Annotated in this window: 17 protein-coding genes; 5 read left to right on the top strand and 12 right to left on the bottom strand. The window is 62.3% G+C overall.

The window, feature by feature from the left end:
* Positions 1-15 precede the first annotated feature (15 nt).
* Positions 16-957 (top strand): ribokinase, encoded by a 942-nt coding sequence (locus B5526_RS07295; RefSeq protein ID WP_079537605.1) that lies wholly within the window; start codon positions 16-18, stop codon positions 955-957.
* Here the strand turns inward: B5526_RS07295 and B5526_RS07300 are convergent.
* Positions 926-2,146 carry an NAD(P)/FAD-dependent oxidoreductase gene (locus B5526_RS07300; RefSeq protein ID WP_079537606.1) on the bottom strand — a complete coding sequence of 407 codons (1,221 nt, stop codon included), beginning with the start codon at positions 2,144-2,146 and terminating at the stop codon, positions 926-928. The two genes, B5526_RS07295 and B5526_RS07300, sit on opposite strands and share 32 nt — an antisense overlap.
* A gap of 3 nt (positions 2,147-2,149) precedes the next feature.
* Positions 2,150-3,352, bottom strand: a complete 1,203-nt coding sequence (locus B5526_RS07305; protein ID WP_244562214.1) for a cytochrome P450 — start codon at positions 3,350-3,352, stop codon at positions 2,150-2,152.
* 144 nt (positions 3,353-3,496) lie between these two features.
* Between B5526_RS07305 and B5526_RS07310 the strand changes: the two genes are divergently transcribed.
* The gene (locus B5526_RS07310) at positions 3,497-4,297 is read left to right on the top strand and encodes an enoyl-CoA hydratase/isomerase family protein (protein ID WP_079544767.1); all 801 of its coding nucleotides are present in this window, start codon (positions 3,497-3,499) and stop codon (positions 4,295-4,297) included.
* 175 nt (positions 4,298-4,472) lie between these two features.
* Here B5526_RS07310 and B5526_RS07315 read toward each other — a convergent pair whose 3' ends face one another.
* The 5 genes from B5526_RS07315 to B5526_RS07335 all read right to left on the bottom strand — a co-directional run bounded on the left by B5526_RS07315 (position 4,473) and on the right by B5526_RS07335 (position 10,909).
* A complete protein-coding gene (locus tag B5526_RS07315) occupies positions 4,473-5,813 on the bottom strand; it encodes a TRAP transporter large permease (protein WP_079537607.1) in 1,341 nt (446 codons plus the stop codon).
* Complete coding sequence (locus tag B5526_RS07320) at positions 5,810-6,394, bottom strand: TRAP transporter small permease (RefSeq protein WP_079537608.1); 585 nt, start codon at positions 6,392-6,394, stop codon at positions 5,810-5,812. Before B5526_RS07320 ends, B5526_RS07315 begins: the two co-directional genes overlap by 4 nt.
* Before the next feature lie 147 nt (positions 6,395-6,541).
* Entirely contained in the window at positions 6,542-7,543 is a 1,002-nt protein-coding gene (locus B5526_RS07325) for a TRAP transporter substrate-binding protein (protein WP_079537609.1), read from the bottom strand.
* 279 nt (positions 7,544-7,822) lie between these two features.
* Positions 7,823-8,773 (bottom strand): TRAP transporter substrate-binding protein, encoded by a 951-nt coding sequence (locus B5526_RS07330; RefSeq protein WP_433994642.1) that lies wholly within the window; start codon positions 8,771-8,773, stop codon positions 7,823-7,825.
* 429 nt (positions 8,774-9,202) lie between these two features.
* A complete protein-coding gene (locus B5526_RS07335; RefSeq protein WP_079537610.1) occupies positions 9,203-10,909 on the bottom strand; it encodes an IlvD/Edd family dehydratase in 1,707 nt (568 codons plus the stop codon).
* 171 nt (positions 10,910-11,080) lie between these two features.
* Here B5526_RS07335 and B5526_RS07340 point away from each other — a divergent pair, with 171 nt between their 5' ends.
* Entirely contained in the window at positions 11,081-11,773 is a 693-nt protein-coding gene (locus tag B5526_RS07340; protein ID WP_079537611.1) for a GntR family transcriptional regulator, read from the top strand.
* A 129-nt stretch (positions 11,774-11,902) separates the two neighbouring features.
* Here the strand turns inward: B5526_RS07340 and B5526_RS07345 are convergent, their stop codons facing one another.
* Complete coding sequence (locus B5526_RS07345) at positions 11,903-12,724, bottom strand: NAD-dependent epimerase/dehydratase family protein (RefSeq protein WP_079544769.1); 822 nt, start codon at positions 12,722-12,724, stop codon at positions 11,903-11,905.
* A 244-nt stretch (positions 12,725-12,968) separates the two neighbouring features.
* Here B5526_RS07345 and B5526_RS07355 point away from each other — a divergent pair, with 244 nt between their 5' ends.
* On the top strand, positions 12,969-13,937 hold the full coding sequence (locus B5526_RS07355; RefSeq protein WP_079537613.1) for an SMP-30/gluconolactonase/LRE family protein: 969 nt from the start codon (positions 12,969-12,971) through the stop codon (positions 13,935-13,937).
* Positions 13,938-14,150: 213 nt separating this feature from the next.
* On the opposite strand, the gene B5526_RS07360 is transcribed toward B5526_RS07355, so the two are convergent.
* Both B5526_RS07360 and B5526_RS07365 read right to left on the bottom strand, forming a co-directional pair.
* Positions 14,151-15,581, bottom strand: a complete 1,431-nt coding sequence (locus tag B5526_RS07360) for an aldehyde dehydrogenase family protein (protein ID WP_079537614.1) — start codon at positions 15,579-15,581, stop codon at positions 14,151-14,153.
* Between the two features lie 388 nt (positions 15,582-15,969).
* Complete coding sequence (locus B5526_RS07365; protein ID WP_079544770.1) at positions 15,970-18,336, bottom strand: transketolase; 2,367 nt, start codon at positions 18,334-18,336, stop codon at positions 15,970-15,972.
* Between the two features lie 136 nt (positions 18,337-18,472).
* Here B5526_RS07365 and B5526_RS07370 point away from each other — a divergent pair, with 136 nt between their 5' ends.
* Positions 18,473-18,934, top strand: coding sequence for an Lrp/AsnC family transcriptional regulator (locus tag B5526_RS07370; protein ID WP_079537615.1), 462 nt, complete (start codon positions 18,473-18,475; stop codon positions 18,932-18,934).
* Between the two features lie 158 nt (positions 18,935-19,092).
* Here the strand turns inward: B5526_RS07370 and B5526_RS07375 are convergent, their stop codons facing one another.
* Both B5526_RS07375 and B5526_RS07380 read right to left on the bottom strand, forming a co-directional pair.
* Positions 19,093-19,788, bottom strand: coding sequence for a class I SAM-dependent methyltransferase (locus B5526_RS07375; protein ID WP_079537616.1), 696 nt, complete (start codon positions 19,786-19,788; stop codon positions 19,093-19,095).
* A 127-nt stretch (positions 19,789-19,915) separates the two neighbouring features.
* Complete coding sequence (locus tag B5526_RS07380) at positions 19,916-20,953, bottom strand: zinc-binding dehydrogenase (RefSeq protein WP_244562215.1); 1,038 nt, start codon at positions 20,951-20,953, stop codon at positions 19,916-19,918.

Consider the following 20,953-nt stretch of genomic DNA (forward strand, 5'->3'; position numbering starts at 1 on the left):
GTTTTGGGATTAGGCATGAGCCGCGTTTTCGTTGCCGGCAGCATCAACATGGACGTGGTGGCAACCGCCGACCGCCATCCGCGCCTCGGGGAAACGGTCGCAGGCCGAGAGGTGCTGTACTTTCCCGGCGGCAAAGGCGCGAACCAGGCGGTGTCGGCGGCGAAATTGGGCGCGCCGACAACGCTGATCGGCCGGTTGGGTGCGGATGCGTTCGGCAAACAGCTGAAGGCGTACCTCGGCGCACAGGGCGTCGACCTGAGTTTTGTCCAGAAGACAGAAGAGGCCCACACCGGAACGGCGATCATCACTGTCGCCGATGCCGACAATACGATCGTCGTCGTTCCCGGTGCGAATGCGTTGGTTGGTGTTGACGATGTCGCCGCGCCGATTTTCGCAAAGGGCGATATCGCGGTCAGCCAGTTCGAGATTCCGCTGCCCGCGATCAGCGCGTTCTTCCAGCGAGCCCGCGCCGCGGGCGCGACCACGATCCTCAATCTCGCGCCCGCGATCGAATTTGGCCGCGAACTGCTCGATCTCGTCGATATCTTGATCCTCAATGAAAGCGAGCTCGGTTTGCTGGCGAAGAGGGACCTTCACGATACCGACGATCACGCGCGCTTCACTGAAGCGGCCAGATCGTTGCAGACCGGCCGTGGCAAGATCATCTGCGTGACCTTGGGCAAGCGTGGCGTGCTGGCGCTTGTGAACAACGAGCCGCTGATCATTCACGGCGAGAGTGTCAAGGCAGTGGATACGACAGGCGCCGGCGATTGTTTTGTCGGCGCGGTGGCCGCGCAACTTGCCAGCGGAAAAACGATCGCCGACGCGCTCACCTACGCCAATATTGCAGCGTCGATCTCTGTGCAACGAATGGGCGCGGCGCCGTCGATGCCGACGATGGAGGAGGTGTCGGCATTCCTTCGCCTTAAGTCAGCGAAGCCTTCAAATCGAAACTGAGATCCGCCGCCTGTTCCGGCGTGATCGACCGCTTCATGCCGAGGACCTTGCGTCCGAACACGTGGTCGGAAGCACGATTGACGGACTCGATGCCGACCAGCTGCCCGGACTTGTAGCAAAATGCGGAAAACGATCGCTGGGCGCGGTCGCCGCGCACAACGACCTGATCATATCCGGTGGTGAGCCCTGCGATCTGCAGCTTGTCGTCGGCCTGGTCGCTCCAGAACCACGGCAGGCCGTCATAGGTCTTGGCGTCGCCGGTCAGCCGCGCCGCCACACAGCGCGCATGGTCGGTGGCGTTCTGCACCGACTCGAGCCGCAGCGAGCCGCCGAAGCGCGGGCTTGCGAACAGCGCGCAGTCGCCGATCGCCGAGATGTTGGGGTCGGACGTCAGCAATTGCTCGTCGACAATGATGCCCGAGGCGACCGGCAGGCCGGCTTCGGCTGCCAGTTCGACGTTGGGCAGGACGCCGACGCCGACCACGACAAGGTCGGCGGGGATGTGGCGGCCGTCGCTGAGGCTGACGCCGGTCACCTTCGCGCCGTCGGCCTCGATGCTGGTGGCCTGCACGCCCAGATGAATGCGAATGCCGGCCGCGGTGTGGCGCTCCTGAAAATAATCCGAGATTTCCGCCGTAACCGCGCGCGCCATGACGCGCGATGCGAGTTCCGCCACGTCCACTTCGAGGCCCTTGATGCGGGCGGTAGCGGCGAATTCCAAGCCGATAAAGCCCGCGCCAATCACGACGACCCGCTGGCCCGGCGCGATCCGTTTTCGCAGGACCTCGCTCTCGTCAAGGATTCGCAAATAACGCACGTCTTCCAGATTGGCGTTGGGAATGTCGAGCAGGCGGTTGCGCGCGCCGGTCGCGAGCACCAGATGCCCGTAATCCAACGAAGCGCCAGAGGCGAGCGAAAGCCGGCGCGAAGCGCGATCGATCTCGGCGGCGCGGTCGGCGATCAACTCGATGTTCTGGTCGCGGTAAAATTTGTCGGGCCGGAACATCAGGCTGTCCGGACGGCCCTCGCCCTTCAGATAGGCTTTTGACAATGGCGGACGCTGATAAGGCAGATGTGCCTCATCGTTGATCAGGCAAATCCGATCGCCATAACCGTGCTGCCGCAGCGAGGCCGCGACCTGAAAACCGGCATGGCCGGCACCGACGATCAGAACTGTTCCTTGCGTCATCAATCAGGCCGGTACCACGCGAAGCGGCAGGGTGTCGAGCCCGCGCAGGGTGTTGTTGAGGCGCAGCTCGGGCTTGCCGGTCAGTTCGAACGACGCGACGCGTTTTGTCAATGCCCCGAAGATCGCCTCGCTTTCGAGCCGGGCCACCGCCTGGCCTACGCAGCCATGAATGCCGGTGCCGAAGGTCATGTGCCCGGTGGCGCGGCGATTGACATCGAAAATATCGGGTCTGTCCCAGCGGCGCGGATCGCGGTTGGCGGCCGCGAGAAACAACAGCACCTTCTCGCCGTCGCCGATTCCAACGCCGGAGACGTCGACCGCCTTCGTGGTGGTCCGGAAGAAGGTCTGCACCGGCGCCTCGAAGCGCAGCACTTCCTCGAAGGCGCCGCGGATCAATTTCGGGTTTTCGCGGAGAATGCGCCATTGTTCCGGATAATAGGCAAAACAAGAGAGCGCGTTGCCGAGCCCGTAGACCGTGGTGTCGATACCGGCCGAAAGAAACGAGCGCACCAGCATGCCGGCTTCGGCTTCCGTCAATTCGCCGGAATCGACGGCCTGAAAAATCTGCATGCCCAGGCCGCCGGGCGCCAGCGCCGCGCGGCTGCATTTCGACATGATCCAGTCGCGGACCGGGCCGGCATTGGCCATCGCCGCGTCGAACAGGTCGTTGCGCGGGCCGAATGAGTTGAACACCATGCTGCCGTACGGCAACAGATTCTCGCGGCCGTCTTCGGAGAGGCCGACCGCATCCGGAAACACTTTTAGCGGATAGGCTTCAGCGATATCGGCGATCCCGTCGAACTCGCGCTGTTCGATCAGGCGTGCGACCAACAGTTCCGCCTCACGCTCGAACGTCGCGCGCAAATTATTGATCGCGGCCGGCGACAGGATTCGGGTCAGCACCGCGCGGGTGCGGGTGTGCAGCGGCGGATCGGCCTCCAGGATAATGCTCGGCGGCCGCCATGGCGGTTCCTTGCGAAAATCGCTCAAGCCGACGCCGGCCGAGGAACAATAAGTCTGCCAATCGGTCAGCGCGTCGCGGACCTCCTGGTGCCGGGCCATCGCCCATATCCCGTATTGCTCGAGCCACACCACGGGGCCTGTCTCGCGCAGTGCTTCGTGATGCGGATAGGGATCGCGCAGAAAGCCATGCGAAAACGGATCGATGGTGGAAACCGCACGGTCGACTGTCGTATCGATGCTCACCACGCCTCTCCCGTTTCCTGCTGTTGCGCTGCGGTGATCCGCTTTCGTCGTTATCCGCAGTTTGCAGATTTCGGCGGGGATTGTCACCTCTTCCCTTCTGCTATTTAAATGCCCGCCGATCTCCTCGATCTGAGGGTTTTTCAAATGCCTCATCCTGCTACCGCCTCCCTCCCCGACGATCCGGCGCTGCTTCGGATCGAAGGCCCGATCGCCACCATCACGCTCAATCGGCCGGCCGCGTTCAATGCGATCGATCTTTCGATCGCTAAAAAGCTGGAACAACTCGGCGCGCAGGTCGAGGCGAACGATGACGTTCGCGTGCTCATCATCGAAGGCGAAGGCCGCGCCTTCTGCGGCGGCGGCGATCTGCAGACCATTGGCGCTGCGGCCGCCGCCGACAACATCGCGCCTGTGGTCGGCGAAATGCTGTCGCATTATCACGCCTTCATCACCACGCTGCGGCGGATGCCGAAGATCGTGTTGGCAAGCGTGCACGGCTCGGCGGCCGGCGCAGGGCTGTCGCTCGCCTTCGTCGCCGATCTCTGCATATCAGCGCAAGACGCCCGCTTCACGCCAGCCTATGCAAAGCTCGGCGTATCACCCGATGGCGGCGGCACTGTCGGCGTGGCCGCGAGCGTCGGCGCGCGGCGGGCCTTGCAGATCTTTCTCGCCGAAGACAATTTTACGGCGGCGCAAGCTTACGACTGGGGGTTGGTCGCCAAAGTCGTACCGGCGGCCGAACTGAAAACCGCGACCCGCGAACTGGCGCTTCGCCTGGCACAAAACGCTCCGGCTGCGCTCGCGGCGACCAAGGCGCTGATCCACCGCGCCCATGTCACGCCGATCGAAGCGCAGCTCGACGCCGAGCGGGACGCCATCATCGACTGCATGCACACGGATGAGTTTCGCGTCGCGGTGAAGAAGTTTACGAGCAAGGGGAAGTAGGGTTCGAGGTGGCGGCCAGAAAGCAAGCTGTCATCATCCGCGAAAGCGGATGATCCAGTACGCCGCGGCCTTTCGATTTCGCTCTAGCGCCGCAGAGTACTGGATGCCCCGCCTTCGCAGGGCATGACGACTGAGTTCGCGGGGACGACATCGGCTATGTTGTGAGCAGCCCGCTTCACTCCGGGCAAATATACCCCGTCCCCGCCGGTGACTTGAAGCATCCGACGGATTCCGGAATCACATGCTTCGGCAGCCACAGCACCACCTTCGGGAAATAGATCGTGAAGCAGATCGTCACCAGGAACACCACATAGATCGGCAGTGCCGCGCGTAGCGCTTTGGCAAAACTGACGCCGACGAATTTCGATGCCATCAAGAGCACCAACCCATATGGCGGCGTGATCAGGCCGAACGCGAGCGTTGCGATCAGCACCACGCCCATATGGACGCCGTTGATGTCGCCCGCTTGCGTCAGCGCGTTCACCAGCGGCATGAAGATAATGATGGTCGGGACCGGCTCGATGAAATCGCCCACGACCGTGAACAACAGCACCATCAGCAACATGATATAATGCGGATCGTTGCCGGCGATCGAGGTGATCCAGTCGGCGATAACGATGGCGCCGCGCAGATACGCCAGCATCCAGCCGAACGCGTTGGCGGCGCCGATGGTGATCAGCGGCAGCGAAAAGATCAGCCCGGCCAGACAAAAATCGTAGGGAATCTTGCGCAAATGCCCGCGATTGAGCGCGGGGATCACCACCGCGATGATCCAGATCACCGCGACCACACCGGCTTCCGTCGGCGTGAACCAGCCGGTGAGGATGCCGCCGAGCAGGATCACCGGAATCATCAGCGGCAGTGCGGCGTCTCCCGCCGCGAAAACGATCTGGCGCAGCGGCGCACGTGGCTTGCGCATGCCGGAGGGGCCGAAGAAGTAGCAATAGATCATCAGGCCGAAGCCGATCATGAATCCGGGCACCACACCGGCCATGAACAGTCCGGCGATCGAGACATTGCCGACCGCGCCATAGACCACGGCGGTGATGCTCGGCGGCACCAGCGCCGCGATGGTCGAGGCGGATGCGATGATCGCCGCGATGAACGCGGGACTGTAGCCCTCGCGCTTCATCGGGCCACCCAGCGCGCGGCTCATCACGGCGACGTCCGCCGTGGTCGATCCCGACATCTCCGAGAAAAACATGCTGAAGACGACGACAACCTGCGACAGCCCGCCCCTGATGTGCCCGACCAGCGACAACGACAAATTGGCGATCCGTACCACCACGTTCGCCGAACTCATGAGCTCGCCGACCAGCAGGAAAAACGGGATCGCCAGCAGCGCTTCGGAATCCATGCCGTCGAAAATCTTCTGGACGATCGCGGCCAATGACACATCGGTCAGCGCCGCACCGACGAAGACGCCGGCCATCAGCGAAAACGGCACGGGGACGCCGAGATAGCCGAAAAACAGAAAACAGAACGACATCAGCGCCAGGATGGCGGGCGCGCTCATGGCCGCGCGCTCCGTTGCGCGCCGGCATCGACAGGCGGGATCGGAAGGTCGTCTTCCGGCGGCTCGGGGTGGTCGAAGCCATTTCTGATGCCGTTGACCAGTTGCTCGATCGTGAACAGCGCGATCAGCACGCCGGCGACAGGAATGGCCGCATAGAGCGAGGCGATCGGCGTGCCCGAGGGCAGGCGGAAACTGCCGAAGCCGCGGAGGTAATTGAGATAGCCGAACCAGATCAGGCAGAACGCAACGCCGAGTACCACGAGCCGGATCACGATCTCGACAATCAGGCGCGGCGTGCCGTGCAACGCCTCGGAGATCGCGGTGAGATACAGATGATCGTTGCGGCGGGTCGCGACCGCGGCGCCGATGAAGATCGCATAGATGAACAGCGTCGAAGTGACTTCCTGCAGCCACAGCCAGGGATGGCCGATCGTGCGCGTCACGATGTCAGCCGTTACCGACAGCGAGAAGCCGAAACACAACACGCCGCAAATGATCATCAGGACCAGCTCGAGCTTGTCGAATGACCGCCATTTTAGGTGATGCTGCCGCTGCAACACCAGTTTGTCGGCGATGGCCATCGTCAAGATTCCCAAAGACGGTAAGACGGGCACAATACCCTCATCCTGAGGAGCGGCCGCTTGGCCGCGTCTCGAAGGATGAGGGAAGCGTGTATCGTCTCATGGTTCGAGACGCGCGCGAAGGGCGCGCTCCTCACCATGAGGGCTTTAGTTGATCGCGCGGATCAGGGTCTTGATCTTCTCCGCATGCGGGCCGAGTTCCTTGGCGAGCTTGTCGAGATAGGGATCGGCGATCGCCGTAAAACTTTTCTTGTCGACGTCGTCGACGATCTTGACGCCGAGCGACTTCAATTTGGCAGCCGCGGTTCGTTCGAGATCAAAGGCTTTGGCCGGCTCTTTGGCGCTGATTTCAGCCGCGGCCGTTTGGACCCATTGCTTCTGCTCGGCGGTGAGGCTCTGCCATAATTTGTCACTGATGAAGACCAGGGCGTTATTGGCCTCGTGCTCGGTGATCGACAACACCGGAGCGACCTCGTAATGCTTGTTGACGAGATAGACGTTGATGCTGTTCTCGGCGACGTCGACGACGCCGGTTTGGAGCGAGGTATAGACGCTGCCGAACGGCATGTGCACGGTCTGCGCGCCATAGGCCGGGAACATGGTGTCCTCGGTGGCGGTAGCCTGGACGCGGACCTTCAGCCCTTTGATGTCGCCGACGTTGTGGATTTCCTTCTTGCCGTACATGTGCCGCACCCCCTGCGATCCCGTCGCGATGACATGCAGCCCCTGCGCGGTGTCATCGATCATGGTCTTGATCGCCTCGAACACCTGGGGATCGGCGAGCGCCTTGACGACGTGCTTTTCGTCGCGGAACAGGAAATGCAGCGACATCACGCCGGCTTGCGGCGAAATCGTCGCGGTGTTGGCCGAGGAGATGATGGCGAATTCGATGTCGCCCGATTTGACCAGTTGCAGCAATTGCGGCTCCTGGCCGAGCTGCGCACCGGGATATTGATCGATCAGCATGGTGCCCTTGCTCAATTCCTTGAGCTTGTCGGCGAACAGGTCGCCGGCGATCGAATAACCGGTGTTGCGCGGCTGGTCGTAGGCGAAGCGATAATGCTTTGCCTCCTGCGCGCCGGCGCTCGCGGCAAACAGCATTGCTGTTGCGGCAACGGCCAGACCTATCGTTCTCTGCAGATTGTTCATCGCACGGCGCCCCCCTGGTTTTGGTTTTGGCAATCTTCCCATCAAGCTCGTCAGATTGTCAATAAAACATCGGGATAGGACGGCCGTTTGGGGCGCCAGCGGCTCGATGCGTCATAAATTATCGATAATTCTCCTTGCCGTCCCGGCGAACGCCGGGACCCATAACCACCGATGCCAGTTGTTAGAAAGCCGTTTAGCGGCAGCGCTAAATCGCACCGGCACGGCGTATGGGCCCCGGCCTTCGCCGGGGCGACGCGAGAGAGATTTGGGCCGCACAAACTACTTGATCGCCCGGATCAGGTCCTTGATCTTTTCGGCGTGCGGGCCGAGCTCCTTGGCGAGCTTGTCGAGATAGGGATCGGCGACCGCGATGAAGCCCGACTTGTCGACGTCGGTGACGACCTTGACGCCGATCGATTTCAGCTTGTCCTGCGATTGATGCTCGAGCTCGATCGCTCTTGCGGGCTGGTTCTTGTTGACCTCGTCGGCTGCGGCCTGCACCCATCCCTGCTGTTCCGGCGTCAGGCTGTTCCAGAGTTTGTCGCTGACCCACACCAGGCTGTTATTGGCCTCGTGTTCGGTCATCGAAAGCACCGGCGCCACTTCGTAATGCTTGTTGGCGAGATAGACGTTGACGCCGTTTTCGGCGACATCGACGACGCCGGTCTGCAGCGAGGTGTAGACGCTGCCGAACGGCATGTGCACGATCTGCGCGCCATAGGCCGGGAACATGGTGTCCTCGGTCGGCGTCGCCTGCACCCGCACCTTCAGCCCCTTCACGTCGCCGATGTTCTTGATCTCGCGCTTGGAATACATGCTGCGCAGGCCAAGCGTTGCGAGCGCGATGACATGGGCGCCCTGCACGGTATCCGCGATCATCGCCTTGACGGCTTTTGACACGTCGGGATCGGCGATCGCCTTGATCAAATGTGCTTCCGAGCGGAACAGGAAGTGCATCGACATCACGCCGGCCTGCGGCGACAGCGTCGCGGCGTTGGCCGAGGACGAAATGCAGAACTCGACGTCGCCTGCCTTCACGAGCTGCAGCACCTGCGGCTCCTGCCCGAGCTGCGCTCCCGGATATTGGTCGATCAGCATGGTGCCCTTGCTCAATTCCTTGAGCTTGTCGGCGAAGATATCGCCGAGGATGCCATAGCCGGTCGTCTTCGGCTGATCGTAAGCGAAGCGATAATGTTTTGCCTCTTGCGCGATTGCGCTTGCGGCCGTCATGATCGCGGATATGGCCACGATCGCAGCGAGAATCCTTTTCAGATTGCGCATCGTCTCCCCCTTGATGATTGATTTTTCTTTGATCATCCCATCGGGGATGTTTGAATGTCAATCAAACAAAGGACGCAAACGCAGGCGCGAGAGGCGATGCGGAGACGGCCAACCACACCACCGTCACTGCGAGGAGCGCAGCGACGAAGCAATCCAGCTTCGCTTGCGGCGCGATGGATTGCTTCGCGGAGCCTGTCATCGGGCGCGCATTCGCGCGACCCGTTGGCTCGCAATGACGGGGAAGGACCACCAGTCGTCATCATCCGCGCAGGCGGATGATCCAGTATGCCGCGGCCCCTCGGTTCTATCACGGGCCACGGCGATTACTGGATGCCCCGCCTTCGCGGGGCATGACGGTTGCTTTGAGGCGCGAGAGAACTACTCCTTCCCTTTAGCGCGCATAAAGTCGAAATCGCAGCCTTCGTCGGCCTGCAAAATGGTCTCGCTGAACAGATGCGCGTAGCCGCGCTTGGCCCATTCCGGTTTCTCCGGCAGCGCCAGCGCCGCGCGGCGTTTTTCCAGTTCCTTGGCATCGACCAACAGATCGATGCTTCGCTTGGCGACATCGAGCCTAATCATGTCGCCGTTCTTGACCAGCGCCAGCGGACCGCCGACGGCGGACTCCGGGGTGATGTGCAGCACGATGGTGCCGAACGCCGTGCCGCTCATTCGCGCATCCGATATCCGGACCATGTCCTTGACGCCCGTGCGCAACAGTTTTCGCGGGATCGGCAGATAGCCCGCCTCCGGCATGCCCGGCGCGCCCTTGGGACCGGCGTTGCGCAGCACCAGCACATCGTCGGCGGTGACATCGAGATCCGGGCTGTCAACTCGCAGTGTCATGTCTTCGACCGACTCGAACACCACGGCGCGGCCGGTATGCTGCAAGAGTTTCGGGCTCGCCGCCGAATGCTTTATCACCGCGCCGCGAGGGGCGAGATTGCCGTGCAACACCGCCATCGCCCCTTCCGGCTTGATCGGATTGTTTCGCGCGCGGATCGCGTCTTGCCCGGGTACCTCCTCGGCGCCGGCGACGACATCGCGCAGCGTCTGGCCAGTGATGGTCTTGGCGTCGAGGTCGATCAGATCGCCGAGCTGCGCCATCAGTTTCGGTAACCCGCCGGCATGATGGAAATGCTCCATGTAATGCTCGCCCGACGGCTTTAGGTCGATCAGCACCGGCACCTCGCGGCCGAGCTTGTCGAACGCGTCGAGATCGATGCGATGTTCGGTGCGGTTGGCGATCGCGGTCAGATGAATAAGCCCGTTGGTCGAGCCGCCGATCGCCTGCAGCACCACCTGCGCGTTCCGAAACGCACTCTTGGTCAGCAGTTCGCTGGGTTTTGGTCCCTTCGCGACCGCCATCGCGGCGGCGACCCTGCCGCTGGCCTCCGCCGAGCAAAAGCGTTCGGCATGCGGCGCAGGAATGGTTGCGCTCATCGGCAGCGACAGGCCCAGCGCCTCGGTGATGCAGGCCATGGTGGAGGCCGTGCCCATCACCATGCAGGTACCGACCGAAGGCGCGAGCCGGCCGTTGACGGCCTCGATCTCCGCATCGTCGATCTCGCCGGCGCGGTATTTTCCCCATAGCCGCCGGCAATCGGTGCAGGCGCCGAGCACCTCGCCCTTGTGATGGCCGACCACCATCGGGCCCACCGGGATCACCACCGTCGGCAAATCGGCAGAAACCGCCGCCATGATCTGCGCCGGCAGGGTCTTGTCGCAGCCACCGATCACGACCACCGCGTCCATCGGCTGGGCGCGGATCATCTCCTCGGTATCCATCGCCATCAGATTGCGCAGATACATCGAGGTCGGATAGGCAAAGCTCTCGGCGATCGAGATGGTCGGGAACACCATCGGCATCGCGCCGGTCAGCATCACGCCGCGCTTCACCGCTTCGATGATCTGCGGCACGTTGCCGTGGCAGGGATTGTAATCGCTGTAGGTGTTGGTGATGCCGACAATGGGGCGGTTCAGCGCGTCGTCGGAATAGCCCATCGCCTTGATGAAGGCCTTGCGCAGGAACAGCGAAAATCCGGCGTCGCCATAGCTCGTTAGTCCCTTGCGAAGTCCGTCAGCCATTTTCTTGTTTCCTGTCGTGGTGTGAACCCCACTAAAGGAGTCAACGGAATTATTGTCAATATTCGATATTCGAACCTCGAATCGATGCGAGTGACGGCCAAAATGACCATCATTATTGACAATGGATGGCGTGCCGTGCTGATTTTCCGCGATGATCCGACGTGACCGCTCATGAAACCGCAGGCCGCCTCACCGGAAACCTCAGCCCTCACCCGCGAGGAAGAACAGGCGGAAGTGATCCACCGGCTCGAGGAGGATATCATCTTCGGCCGTTTCGCGCCGGGTTCGCGGCTGGTCGAGGACACGCTGATGAGCCGCTACGGCGCCAGCCGGCATTTTGTCCGTCAGGCGCTGTTCCTCCTCGAGCGCCAGGGCATCGTGCTGCGCGAAAAGAACATCGGCGCCACCGTGCGGTTTTACTCCGCCGACGAGGTGCGGCAGATTTACGAGGTGCGGGAAATGCTGACGCGGCAGGCGGCGCTGATGATCGCATTGCCTGCGCCCGCCGAGCTGATCGAACAACTCGTCGAGCTGCAGCGGCAATATTGCGCGCGGGCCGACGCGCAGGATCTGCGCGGCATCCACGAGGCCAACGACGCCTTCCACGTCGCGCTGTTTTCGGCTTGCGGCAATCCCTATCTGGTGCGCTCGCTGCAGGACTACATGAATCTGACGCTGCCGATGCGCGCGAAAAATCTCGCCGACAAAGAGGGCCTCGCGCTGTCGCGCCGCCAGCACGAGTTCATGATCGAGCTGCTCCAAGGGCGCGACAGCTGGGCGCTGGCGCAGCTCTGCGTCGATCACATGCAGTTCAGCAAGTCGGATTATCTCGGCCGGATCGGGGCTGATGCGCGCGACAAATAAAAACTGTCATTCCGGGATGCGCTTTCGGTCGGCAATTGCCGACCTGAGGCGACAGGCCCGGAATCCATACTCCCGATCGTGGTTATGGATTCCGGGTTCGCGACGTTGTCGCGCCCCGGAATGACGTTGTCATTTTTTCCAATCGATGATCTTGCTCTTGTCGCCGTCGAACTCCATGCCGCAGAACGCGCCGCCCTGATAAAAGTCGCCGACGGGATCGTGCGGGAGTTTGGCCTGCTCGGCAAAAGCATGCTCGCGAAAATCCTCACCTCGGCCAGTCGGGCGATAGCCGAGGTCGTAGGCGCGGTGATTATCCCACCAGCTACGCTCGTTGTACGACGCACCGTAAAAGATCTCAAAATGGATGTCGGGATGATCGAGCCCGATGCGGCATAATTGCACGAGGTCTTCCGGTTTCAGCCAGATCGAGAGCCGGCGATGATCGAGCGGTTTTTCGCCGAAATTGCCGATGCGGATGCAGGTCACCCCAAGGCCATGCTTGTCGGCATAGAGCGCGCCGACCGCTTCGCCGAACACCTTGCTGACGCCGTAGCGGCTGTCGGGGCGCGGCGTCACGTCGGTGCCGATGTGGTGATGGCGCGGATAAAAGCCGACCGCATGGTTCGACGACGCGAACACGATGCGCTTGACGCCCTTTTTGCGCGCGGCCTCGAACAAATTGTAGCCGCCGATGATGTTGGACTGCAGGATCGGCTCCCACGGGCCTTCGACCGAATAGCCGCCAAAATGCAAGATGCCGTCGACGCCCTCGCAGATCGCCTCGACCTGCGCAAGATCGGCGAGATCAGCCGCCTTGAATTTTTCGCTTTTGCCGAGATCGGCGGGCGCCTTCAGGTCGCTCAGCAGCAGGTCCGGATAGATCGGCGGCAATAATTTGCGCAAGCTCGTGCCGATACCCCCCGATGCGCCGGTCATCAATATACGTGGCATTTCGTCCCTCATTGCTGCGGTGTTGAAGAGATTATGGCCCGCTAGTGTTTGTCAGGCAAGGCGCAGCGCTCTCCTCCGTCATTGCGAGCGAAGCGAAGCAATCCATTGCGCCGCAGAAAAGATGGATTGCTTCGTCCGCTGCGCTCCTCGCAATGACGGGGAAATGGCGGTTGCTTGCCGCCCGAGCACGCCAGTGGTAGCAAATGGCCCCGGTGAGGAACTCAAGCAACAACGAGAACAGCAAATGTCCCAAGCAAAATCGCCTCGCGCTGGCTTCGAGCCGGCGACCTATTATCCCGATCCGGCGATTCATGCGCTCGATCCGCGCTTCGAAAAATACTGGCTGAAACTGTCGGCGGTGGAACGGCTGACCACGGGATTGCGCTGGGCCGAGGGCCCGGTGTGGTTCGGCGACGGCCGCTATTTGTTGTGCAGCGATATTCCCAACCAGCGCATCATCAAATGGGAAGAGGAAACCGGCGCGGTCAGCAACTACCGAAAGCCGTCAAACTTCGCCAACGGCAACACCCGCGACCGCCAGGGACGCCTGATCACCTGCGAACACGGCGGGCGCCGCGTTGTCAGGACCGAATATGACGGTTCGATTACGGTTCTGATGGACTCCTTCAACGGCAAGCGGCTGAATTCGCCGAACGACGTCGTGGTGAAATCCGACGGCTCGATCTGGTTCACCGATCCCCAGTTCGGCCTGCTCGGCAATTACGAAGGCTACAAGGAAGATCCCGAGATCGACATGAACGTCTACCGGATCGACGGCGCGACCGGAAAGGCCAGCATCGTCGCCGAAGGCATTTTGGGGCCGAACGGGCTGTGTTTCTCGCCGGACGAGAAAATTCTCTACATCATCGAATCGCGCGGCGTGCCGACCCGAAAAATCCTCGCCTATGATGTCTCGCCGGGCGGCGATACCATTTCCAACAAGCGCCTCTTCGTCGATGCCGGAGCCGGCACGCCGGACGGCATGCGCGCCGACATCGACGGCAATCTGTGGTGCGGCTGGGGCATGGGCGATCCCGAGCTCGACGGCGTCGTGGTGTTCGCACCCGACGGCGTGATGATCGGCCGCATCGCACTGCCCGAGCGCTGCGCCAATCTGTGCTTCGGCGGGCTCAAGCGCAACCGCCTGTTCATGGCCGCGAGCCAGTCGATCTACGCGCTGTACGTCAACACGCAAGGCGCGCTGGGGGGATAGCTTTTGCTGTCGTCCCTGCGAAAGCAGGGACCCATACGCCGTGTATTCTCTTAGGGCACACTGGCTGTTGCCTTCGTAACAACGGGCTCCTGTGGTTATGGGTCCCTGCTTTCGCAGGGACGACAGTGAGTTTTGTTCGACGCCTCACAAAAACAACAAAAACGCCGGAGCGGATTCCCGCCCCGGCGCTTTGATCTCGTCTCGCGTGTGAGCTTACGCCGCGTTGAATCCCGCGACGGCCTTGACCTCGAGATATTCTTCCAAACCGTATTTGCCCCATTCGCGGCCGTTGCCGGACTGCTTGTAGCCGCCGAACGGCGCGGTGCGGTCGTTGGGCACGCCCTGCAGATTGACGTTGCCGGCGCGGATGCGGCGGCCGACGCGGCGGGCGCTTTCGACGGTGTCGGCGGAGACGTAACCGGCGAGACCATAGGGCGTGTCGTTGGCGATCTTGACGGCGTCTTCTTCATCCTTGGCGCCGAGGATGGTCAGCACCGGCCCAAAAATTTCCTCGCGCGCGATCGTCATGTCGTTGGTGACATCAGCGAAGATGGTCGGACGCACATAGAAGCCCTTGTTGACGCCCTCAGGGAGGCCCGGGCCACCAGCAACCAGCGTCGCACCTTCCTCGATGCCCTTCTGGATCAGCTTCTGGATCTTGTCCCACTGGATGCGGGACACCACCGGGCCGATCGTGGTGCCTTCGGCGCGGGGATCGCCGGCCTTGGTCTTGTCGGCGACGCTCTTGGCGATGGCGGCCACTTCCTTCATCTTCGACAGCGGCACGATCATCCGCGACGGCGCGTTGCAGGACTGTCCGGAATTGTTGAACATGTGCATCACGCCGCCGGTGACGGCCTTGGTCAGGTCGGCGCCTTCGAGGATGACGTTCGGCGACTTGCCGCCGAGCTCCTGGCTGACGCGCTTCACCGTTGGAGCTGCGCGTTTTGCGACATCGATGCCGGCGCGGGTCGAGCCGGTGAACGAGATCATGTCGATATCAGGATGCTCGCTCATGGCGGCGCCGACTTCCGGGCCGAGGCCGTTGATCAGGTTGAACACGCCCTTGGGCACGCCGGCTTCATGCAGGATTTCCGCGAAAATCAACGCCGACGACGGCGTGAATTCCGACGGTTTCAGGATCATGGTGCAGCCGGCGGCAAGCGCGGGCGCCACCTTGCAGGCGATCTGGTTCAGCGGCCAGTTCCACGGCGTGATCATGCCGATGACGCCGACGGGCTCACGCACCACCATCGCCGAGCCGAGCGGCTCCTCAAAATGATAGTTCTTGAGAACCTCGAGCGTGGAGGCGATGTGGCCGAGGCCGGCGCCGGCCTGCAGCTTCTCCGCCATCGGCAGCGGTGCGCCCATCTCGTCGGAGACGGCAGCACCGATGTCCTTCATACGGGTCTTGTAGACTTCGATGACCTTCGACAGCAGCGCGACGCGCTCCTCGCGGCTGGTCTGCGAAAACGTTTCGAACGCGCGCTTGGCGGCAGCGACCGCCTTGTCGACGTCGGCCTTGGAGCCGAGCGCAATTTCATACATCGCCTCTTCGGTGGCAGGGTTAACGACGGGCGTGGACTTCTTGACGACCGGATCGACCCAGGCGCCGTCGATGTAGAATTGCATGCGGTTGACCATCGTAAACCTCGTGATTTCAGGGGCGAATGGAAGGGAACGAAGCGTTCGGCAGGCATCCTTGCACGAAACGTTCGGAAATTGAACCCGCCATATGCGGGACGCCGCCTTGCGGCAGATCCGACATATAAGGTCGGTGGTGAGGAGGAAGCAAGACGACGGTTGTCATTTGCGCGTGTAGAGACACCCCCACCATAGCCGATGCTCCGCGTCGGCGTTCTTCTATCAAGGACGGCGGCCGTAGGCCGCCTATGCCCTCCCCCGCAAGCGCGGGAGAGGGGGACGATCGCGTTTGTTGCGACACTGCCCACCACAAAACGCGCTGAGCTCCCTCTCCCGCTCTTGCGGGGGAGGGTTGGGGTGGGGGCCCGCTTGCTCCGACGTTGATTTTTTACACCGCCATTTTGCGGTGCCGCACAGGCGCCCCGGCCGTCAAGGATTCCGCCGCGTCGATGATGGCATTGGCGTCGATGCCGTGGTGGCGGTAGAGGTCGTCGATCGAGCCGGTCTGGCCGAACTGCTCGACGCCGAGCGCCTCGACGCGGTGGCCGCGCACGCTGCCGAGCCAGCCCAAGGTTGCGGGATGGCCGTCGATCACGGTGACGATGCCGCAGTCGCGCGGCAGCGGCGCCAGCAGTTTTTCGATATGGGAAAGATGCGGCACGCCGCGGCGGTCGCGCCGCAGTTTTCGTGCCGCGGTCCAGCCCCCATGCAGCCGGTCGGCGGAGGTGATCGCGAGCAGCCCGACATCCCGTCGGCTTTCGCCGATCAGGCCGATGGCCTCGATCGCCTCGGGCGCGAGCGCGCCGGTATAGGCGATCACGAGTTCGGCATTCGGCCCCGGCTTGCGCAGCCAATAGGCGCCGTCGGTGATGCCCTTCTGCAAATCCGGCGTCATCATCCGCTGCGGCTGCTCGATCGTGCGGGTCGAAAGCCGCAAATAGACCGAGCCGCCATCACCGCTTTCGCGCTGCATGTGCGCAAAGCCGAAAGCCATGATCACGGCGAGTTCATCGACAAAGGCCGGCTCGAACGAGGCGAGGCCATCCTGCGCGATCCCGATCAAAGGCGTCGCGATCGACTGATGCGCGCCGCCTTCCGGCGCCAGCGTAATGCCCGACGGCGTCGCCGCCACCATGAAGCGCGCGTCCTGATAACAGGCGTAGTTCAACGCATCGAGGCCGCGCTCGATGAAGGGGTCGTAGAGGGTTGCGACCGGCAGCAGCCGTTCGCCGTTGATTTGATGCGACAATCCCAGCGCCGACATCAGGATGAACAGGTTCATCTCGGCGATGCCGAGTTCGATATGCTGTCCCTTGGGCGAAAAATCCCAGTTGAAGGTCGATGGTATCTTTTCGCTGCGGAACAAATCGGCCTTCTCGGCGCGCGCGAACAAGCCGCGCCGGTTGACCCAGGCGCCCAGATTGGTCGACACCGTCACATCCGGCGACGCCGTGACGATGCGCGCCGCGAGCGCTGTCTCCTCGCGCGCGATTTCGTTGAGCACAAGCCCAAAGCCTTGTTGCGTGGACATCTGCGGCGACGGCTTGAACGAAAGCCGCTCCGGAACGTCGATCACCGGCGCCGTGAGCCGGCGGCGACCGTCGCGGTTGAACGGCACGTCGGCGAGAAACGCCTCGAGCCTGGCGGGCTCCTGCGATAGTCCTTCAAACTTCTCCCATTCATGACCCGGCCGGATGTTCTGCGCCGCGCGCCATTTCTCCATCTGGGTGACCGTCATCAACCCCGCGTGATTGTCCTTGTGGCCCTGGAACGGCAGCCCGACGCCCTTGATGGTGTAGGCGATGAAACAGACCGGGCGATCGTGATCGATCGATCCGAATGCCTCAATCATGCTGGCCATGTCGTGGCCGCCCAAATTCGACATCAGCGCCAGCAATTCGTCATCGCTGCGCCGATCGATCAATTGCGACACCGCGCCCTGGTCGCCAATATCGTCCTGAAGATGTTTTCGGAATGCCGCCCCGCCCTGGAAACACAAGGCCGCGTACATCGCATTCGGACAGGCATCGATCCAGCTTTTTAAGGCCTCGCCGCCGGGCTCGGCGAAGGCGGTTCGCATCAGCCGGCCGTATTTCACGATCACCACGTCCCAGCCGAAATTGCGGAACATCGATTCGAATTTTTCCCACAACCCTTCGCGCACCACCGCGTCGAGACTCTGGCGGTTGTAATCGACCACCCACCAGGTGTTGCGCAGCCCGTGCTTCCAGCCCTCCAGCAGCGCCTCGAAGATGTTGCCCTCGTCCATCTCCGCGTCGCCGACCAGCGCAATCATCCGCCCCTCGGGGCGATCCTTCATCCAGCCATGCGCCTTGACGTAGTCCTGTACCAGCGAGGAGAACAGCGTCTGCGCGACGCCGAGGCCGACCGAGCCGGTGGAGAAATCGACGTCGTCGGTGTCCTTGGTGCGCGATGGATAGGACTGCGCGCCCTTATAGCCTCGAAAATTCTCGAGCTTGTCGCGGGTCTGACGGCCGAACAGATACTGGATGGCGTGAAACACCGGGCTCGCATGCGGTTTTACGGCGACGCGGTCCTGCGGCCGCAGCACCGAGAAATACAGCGCCGACATGATGGTCGCGAGCGAGGCGGAGGAAGCCTGATGGCCACCGACCTTCAACCCGTCGGCATTGGGCCGGATATGGTTGGCGTGATGGATGGTCCATGACGACAGCCACAACACTTTGCGCGAAAGCGCCGACAATAGTTCGAGGCGCTCGGGGTCGCTCGCCATGGCCGTACTCCGGACTTGTATGATGGCTCCGATCTTAACGCGCCGGCCTTCGTCAAACTTCTCAAATTCCCGCGACATACAAGGCCAAATTGGGATAAATTACCAATTTAGCGCCCACCCGTGAGAGTTTATCCCAATGCACAGTTTAGATGCCATCGACCGCAAGATCCTCGGCCTGCTGCAGTCCGACAGCCGCACCACCATGCAGGAACTCGCCGACAAGGTCGGCCTGTCGGTGTCGCCGTGCCATCGCCGGGTCAAACTTCTGGAGCAGCGCGGCGTGATCACGCGCTATATCGCGACCGTCGACCAGAAGTCGCTCGGGCTCCATGTCAGCGTCTTCATCTCGATAAAACTGGCGCGGCAGAAGGAGGAGGACCTCAACCGCTTTGCGAAAGCGATTTCGAAATGGGAGGAGGTGCTGGAGTGTTATCTGATGACCGGAAACCGCGATTACCTCCTGCGCGTCGTCGCCGCCGACCTGTCGTCCTATGAAGCGTTCCTGAAGAACAAGCTGACCCGGCTCGACGGCATCGCCTCGATCGAATCGAGCTTTGCGCTGAGCCAGGTGAAATACTCGATCGCGCTGCCGGTGTGATTCTCCGTCGTCCCGGCGAAGGCCGGGATCCATAACCACCGGCGCTCATTATTGCAGAAGATATCTGCCCCAGCGTCATTGCGAGCGAAGCGAAGCAATCCATATCGCCGCAACTCAAAAGCTGGATTGCTTCGTCGCTTCGCTCCTCGCAATGACGGCTAACCAATCTCAGCAAGCCGCCACACCCCGAGACTCTTGTCCCGCCAGCCGCCGCCGGCTTCCAGGCAATTCTCGTTCAAGAATTCAACCGGCGGTCCCCAGCCAAAAGGCGCCCGCTCAAAATTCAGCGCGCGCCAGTCGCCGTCCTCGCAATCGGCATTGGCCTGCCACCCCGGAAACGTCGTCGCAATCAGCCACTTTGCGCCTGACGCGCGGAAATTCGCAACCGCGCGCTCGATATTCGCAAAGGACAGATGCACGAGGCAATCGCGGCACAGGATCGCGTCGCATCGCGGCAGGGAATCTCGGGTGATATCGGCGAGATGATATTCGCCTTTGATCTCTCCCGCGGCGGCGCGTGCCTGCAGGTGCTCGATCAGAGAAGGTAAAATGTCGACGCCGATGATGCGCGCGCTCAAATCGGCAGCATTGATCCAGCCGGCATCGCCACAGGGCGCGTCGAGCAGTGACGCCACGCCGAGCTTTTGCAACAGCACCGGCAATTCCGCGCGCAACACCGCGGTCGCGTCCAGCTCCGAGCCCAGTCCCGAAGTGGACGCAGCTGCACCCCACAAATTCGTGTCGTGGATGCGCTGAAAGCGCTGCGCGAGATTTAGCCCTGAAAATGCTTCCTTGTCCGCAACAAAGCGCTGACGGGCGAGAACGGCCGGGCGATCGGAATCATTTGAGACCATGATGCATCATATCGTCAGTCCCTCATCCTGAGGAGCCCGCTCTTGCGGGCGTCTCGAAGGATGGGCCGGGGGCCACATGGTTCGAGACGCGCGAAGACACGCTCGTCACCATGAGGGGAAAACAAGACTAGCGCCAGGGCTCGACGATGATCTTGGTGTGGGCCTCCGGATTGGCCAAATCCGCGAACGCGGCGGCGACGCCATCGATGCCGACGGTCGCGGTCACCAGGGAGGCCGCATCGACCTGCCCTTCCGCGATCAGGCGCAGGGAGTAGGCAAACTCGTCGGGCGTATAGCCCAGCACATATTGAACGTTGAGCTCCTTCACGATGCCGAGCGTCGGCTCGGAGCGGTCGGTTTCCATGCAGACGCCGACCACCACGACACGCGCATCGCGCGGCGCGCCTTCGAACACCTGCTGTATTAGGCCGGGTATGCCGACACATTCGAAAATCAGCGCAGGTTTTAGGGCCGGCCGCCACGCCTGCAGCGGCGGCCGCGCCGCCTTTTGCTCCGGCGACATCGCGGCGTGCTCGGCCCAGGTCGCGTAAGGTTGCGCGTGCGCGGGATCGACGACGATGTCGGCGCCGAGTTTTTCGGCCAAGGCGCGGCGCGCCGGCGAATAATCCGCCGCGACGATCGGGTGCAACCCTTTTAGCTTCAGCGCCGCGATCACCGCGAGCCCGACCGGGCCGCAGCCGATCACCAGCGGCACCTCGTCGCCGCGCACATTTGCTTTTTCGACGGCGTGGATGCCGACCGCGAGCGGCTCGGTCAGCGCCGCATGTTCCGCCGCTAACCCGTTGGGCACCTCCAGCAGCAGCGCCTCGCTGAGCAGCATGCGCTCGGCATAGCCGCCGATATTGTCGTTGGAGTAGCCGATGCCCTGCGGACCCTCCGGCGTCAGCAGCGCCGGCAGCGAACAGACGCGGGTGCCGGCTTTCAGCTTGCGCTGCGTATCCTGCCCGTAGTCGACGATCTCGCAGCAGAATTCATGGCCAAACACGACATCGCGGGCGAGGTCCATCGGCTTGCGGCCCGGAAAATGCCGCGCCAGTTCGACCATGTGACGGGCGTGCTTGCGCGCGTGCAGATCAGAGCCGCAAATGCCGCAGGCCAATGTCTTGACCAGCACCTGCCCCGCCGCCGGTTTCGGTTCTGGCAT

This window comes from Bradyrhizobium lablabi (genome assembly GCF_900141755.1).
GTDB lineage: Bacteria > Pseudomonadota > Alphaproteobacteria > Rhizobiales > Xanthobacteraceae > Bradyrhizobium > Bradyrhizobium lablabi_A.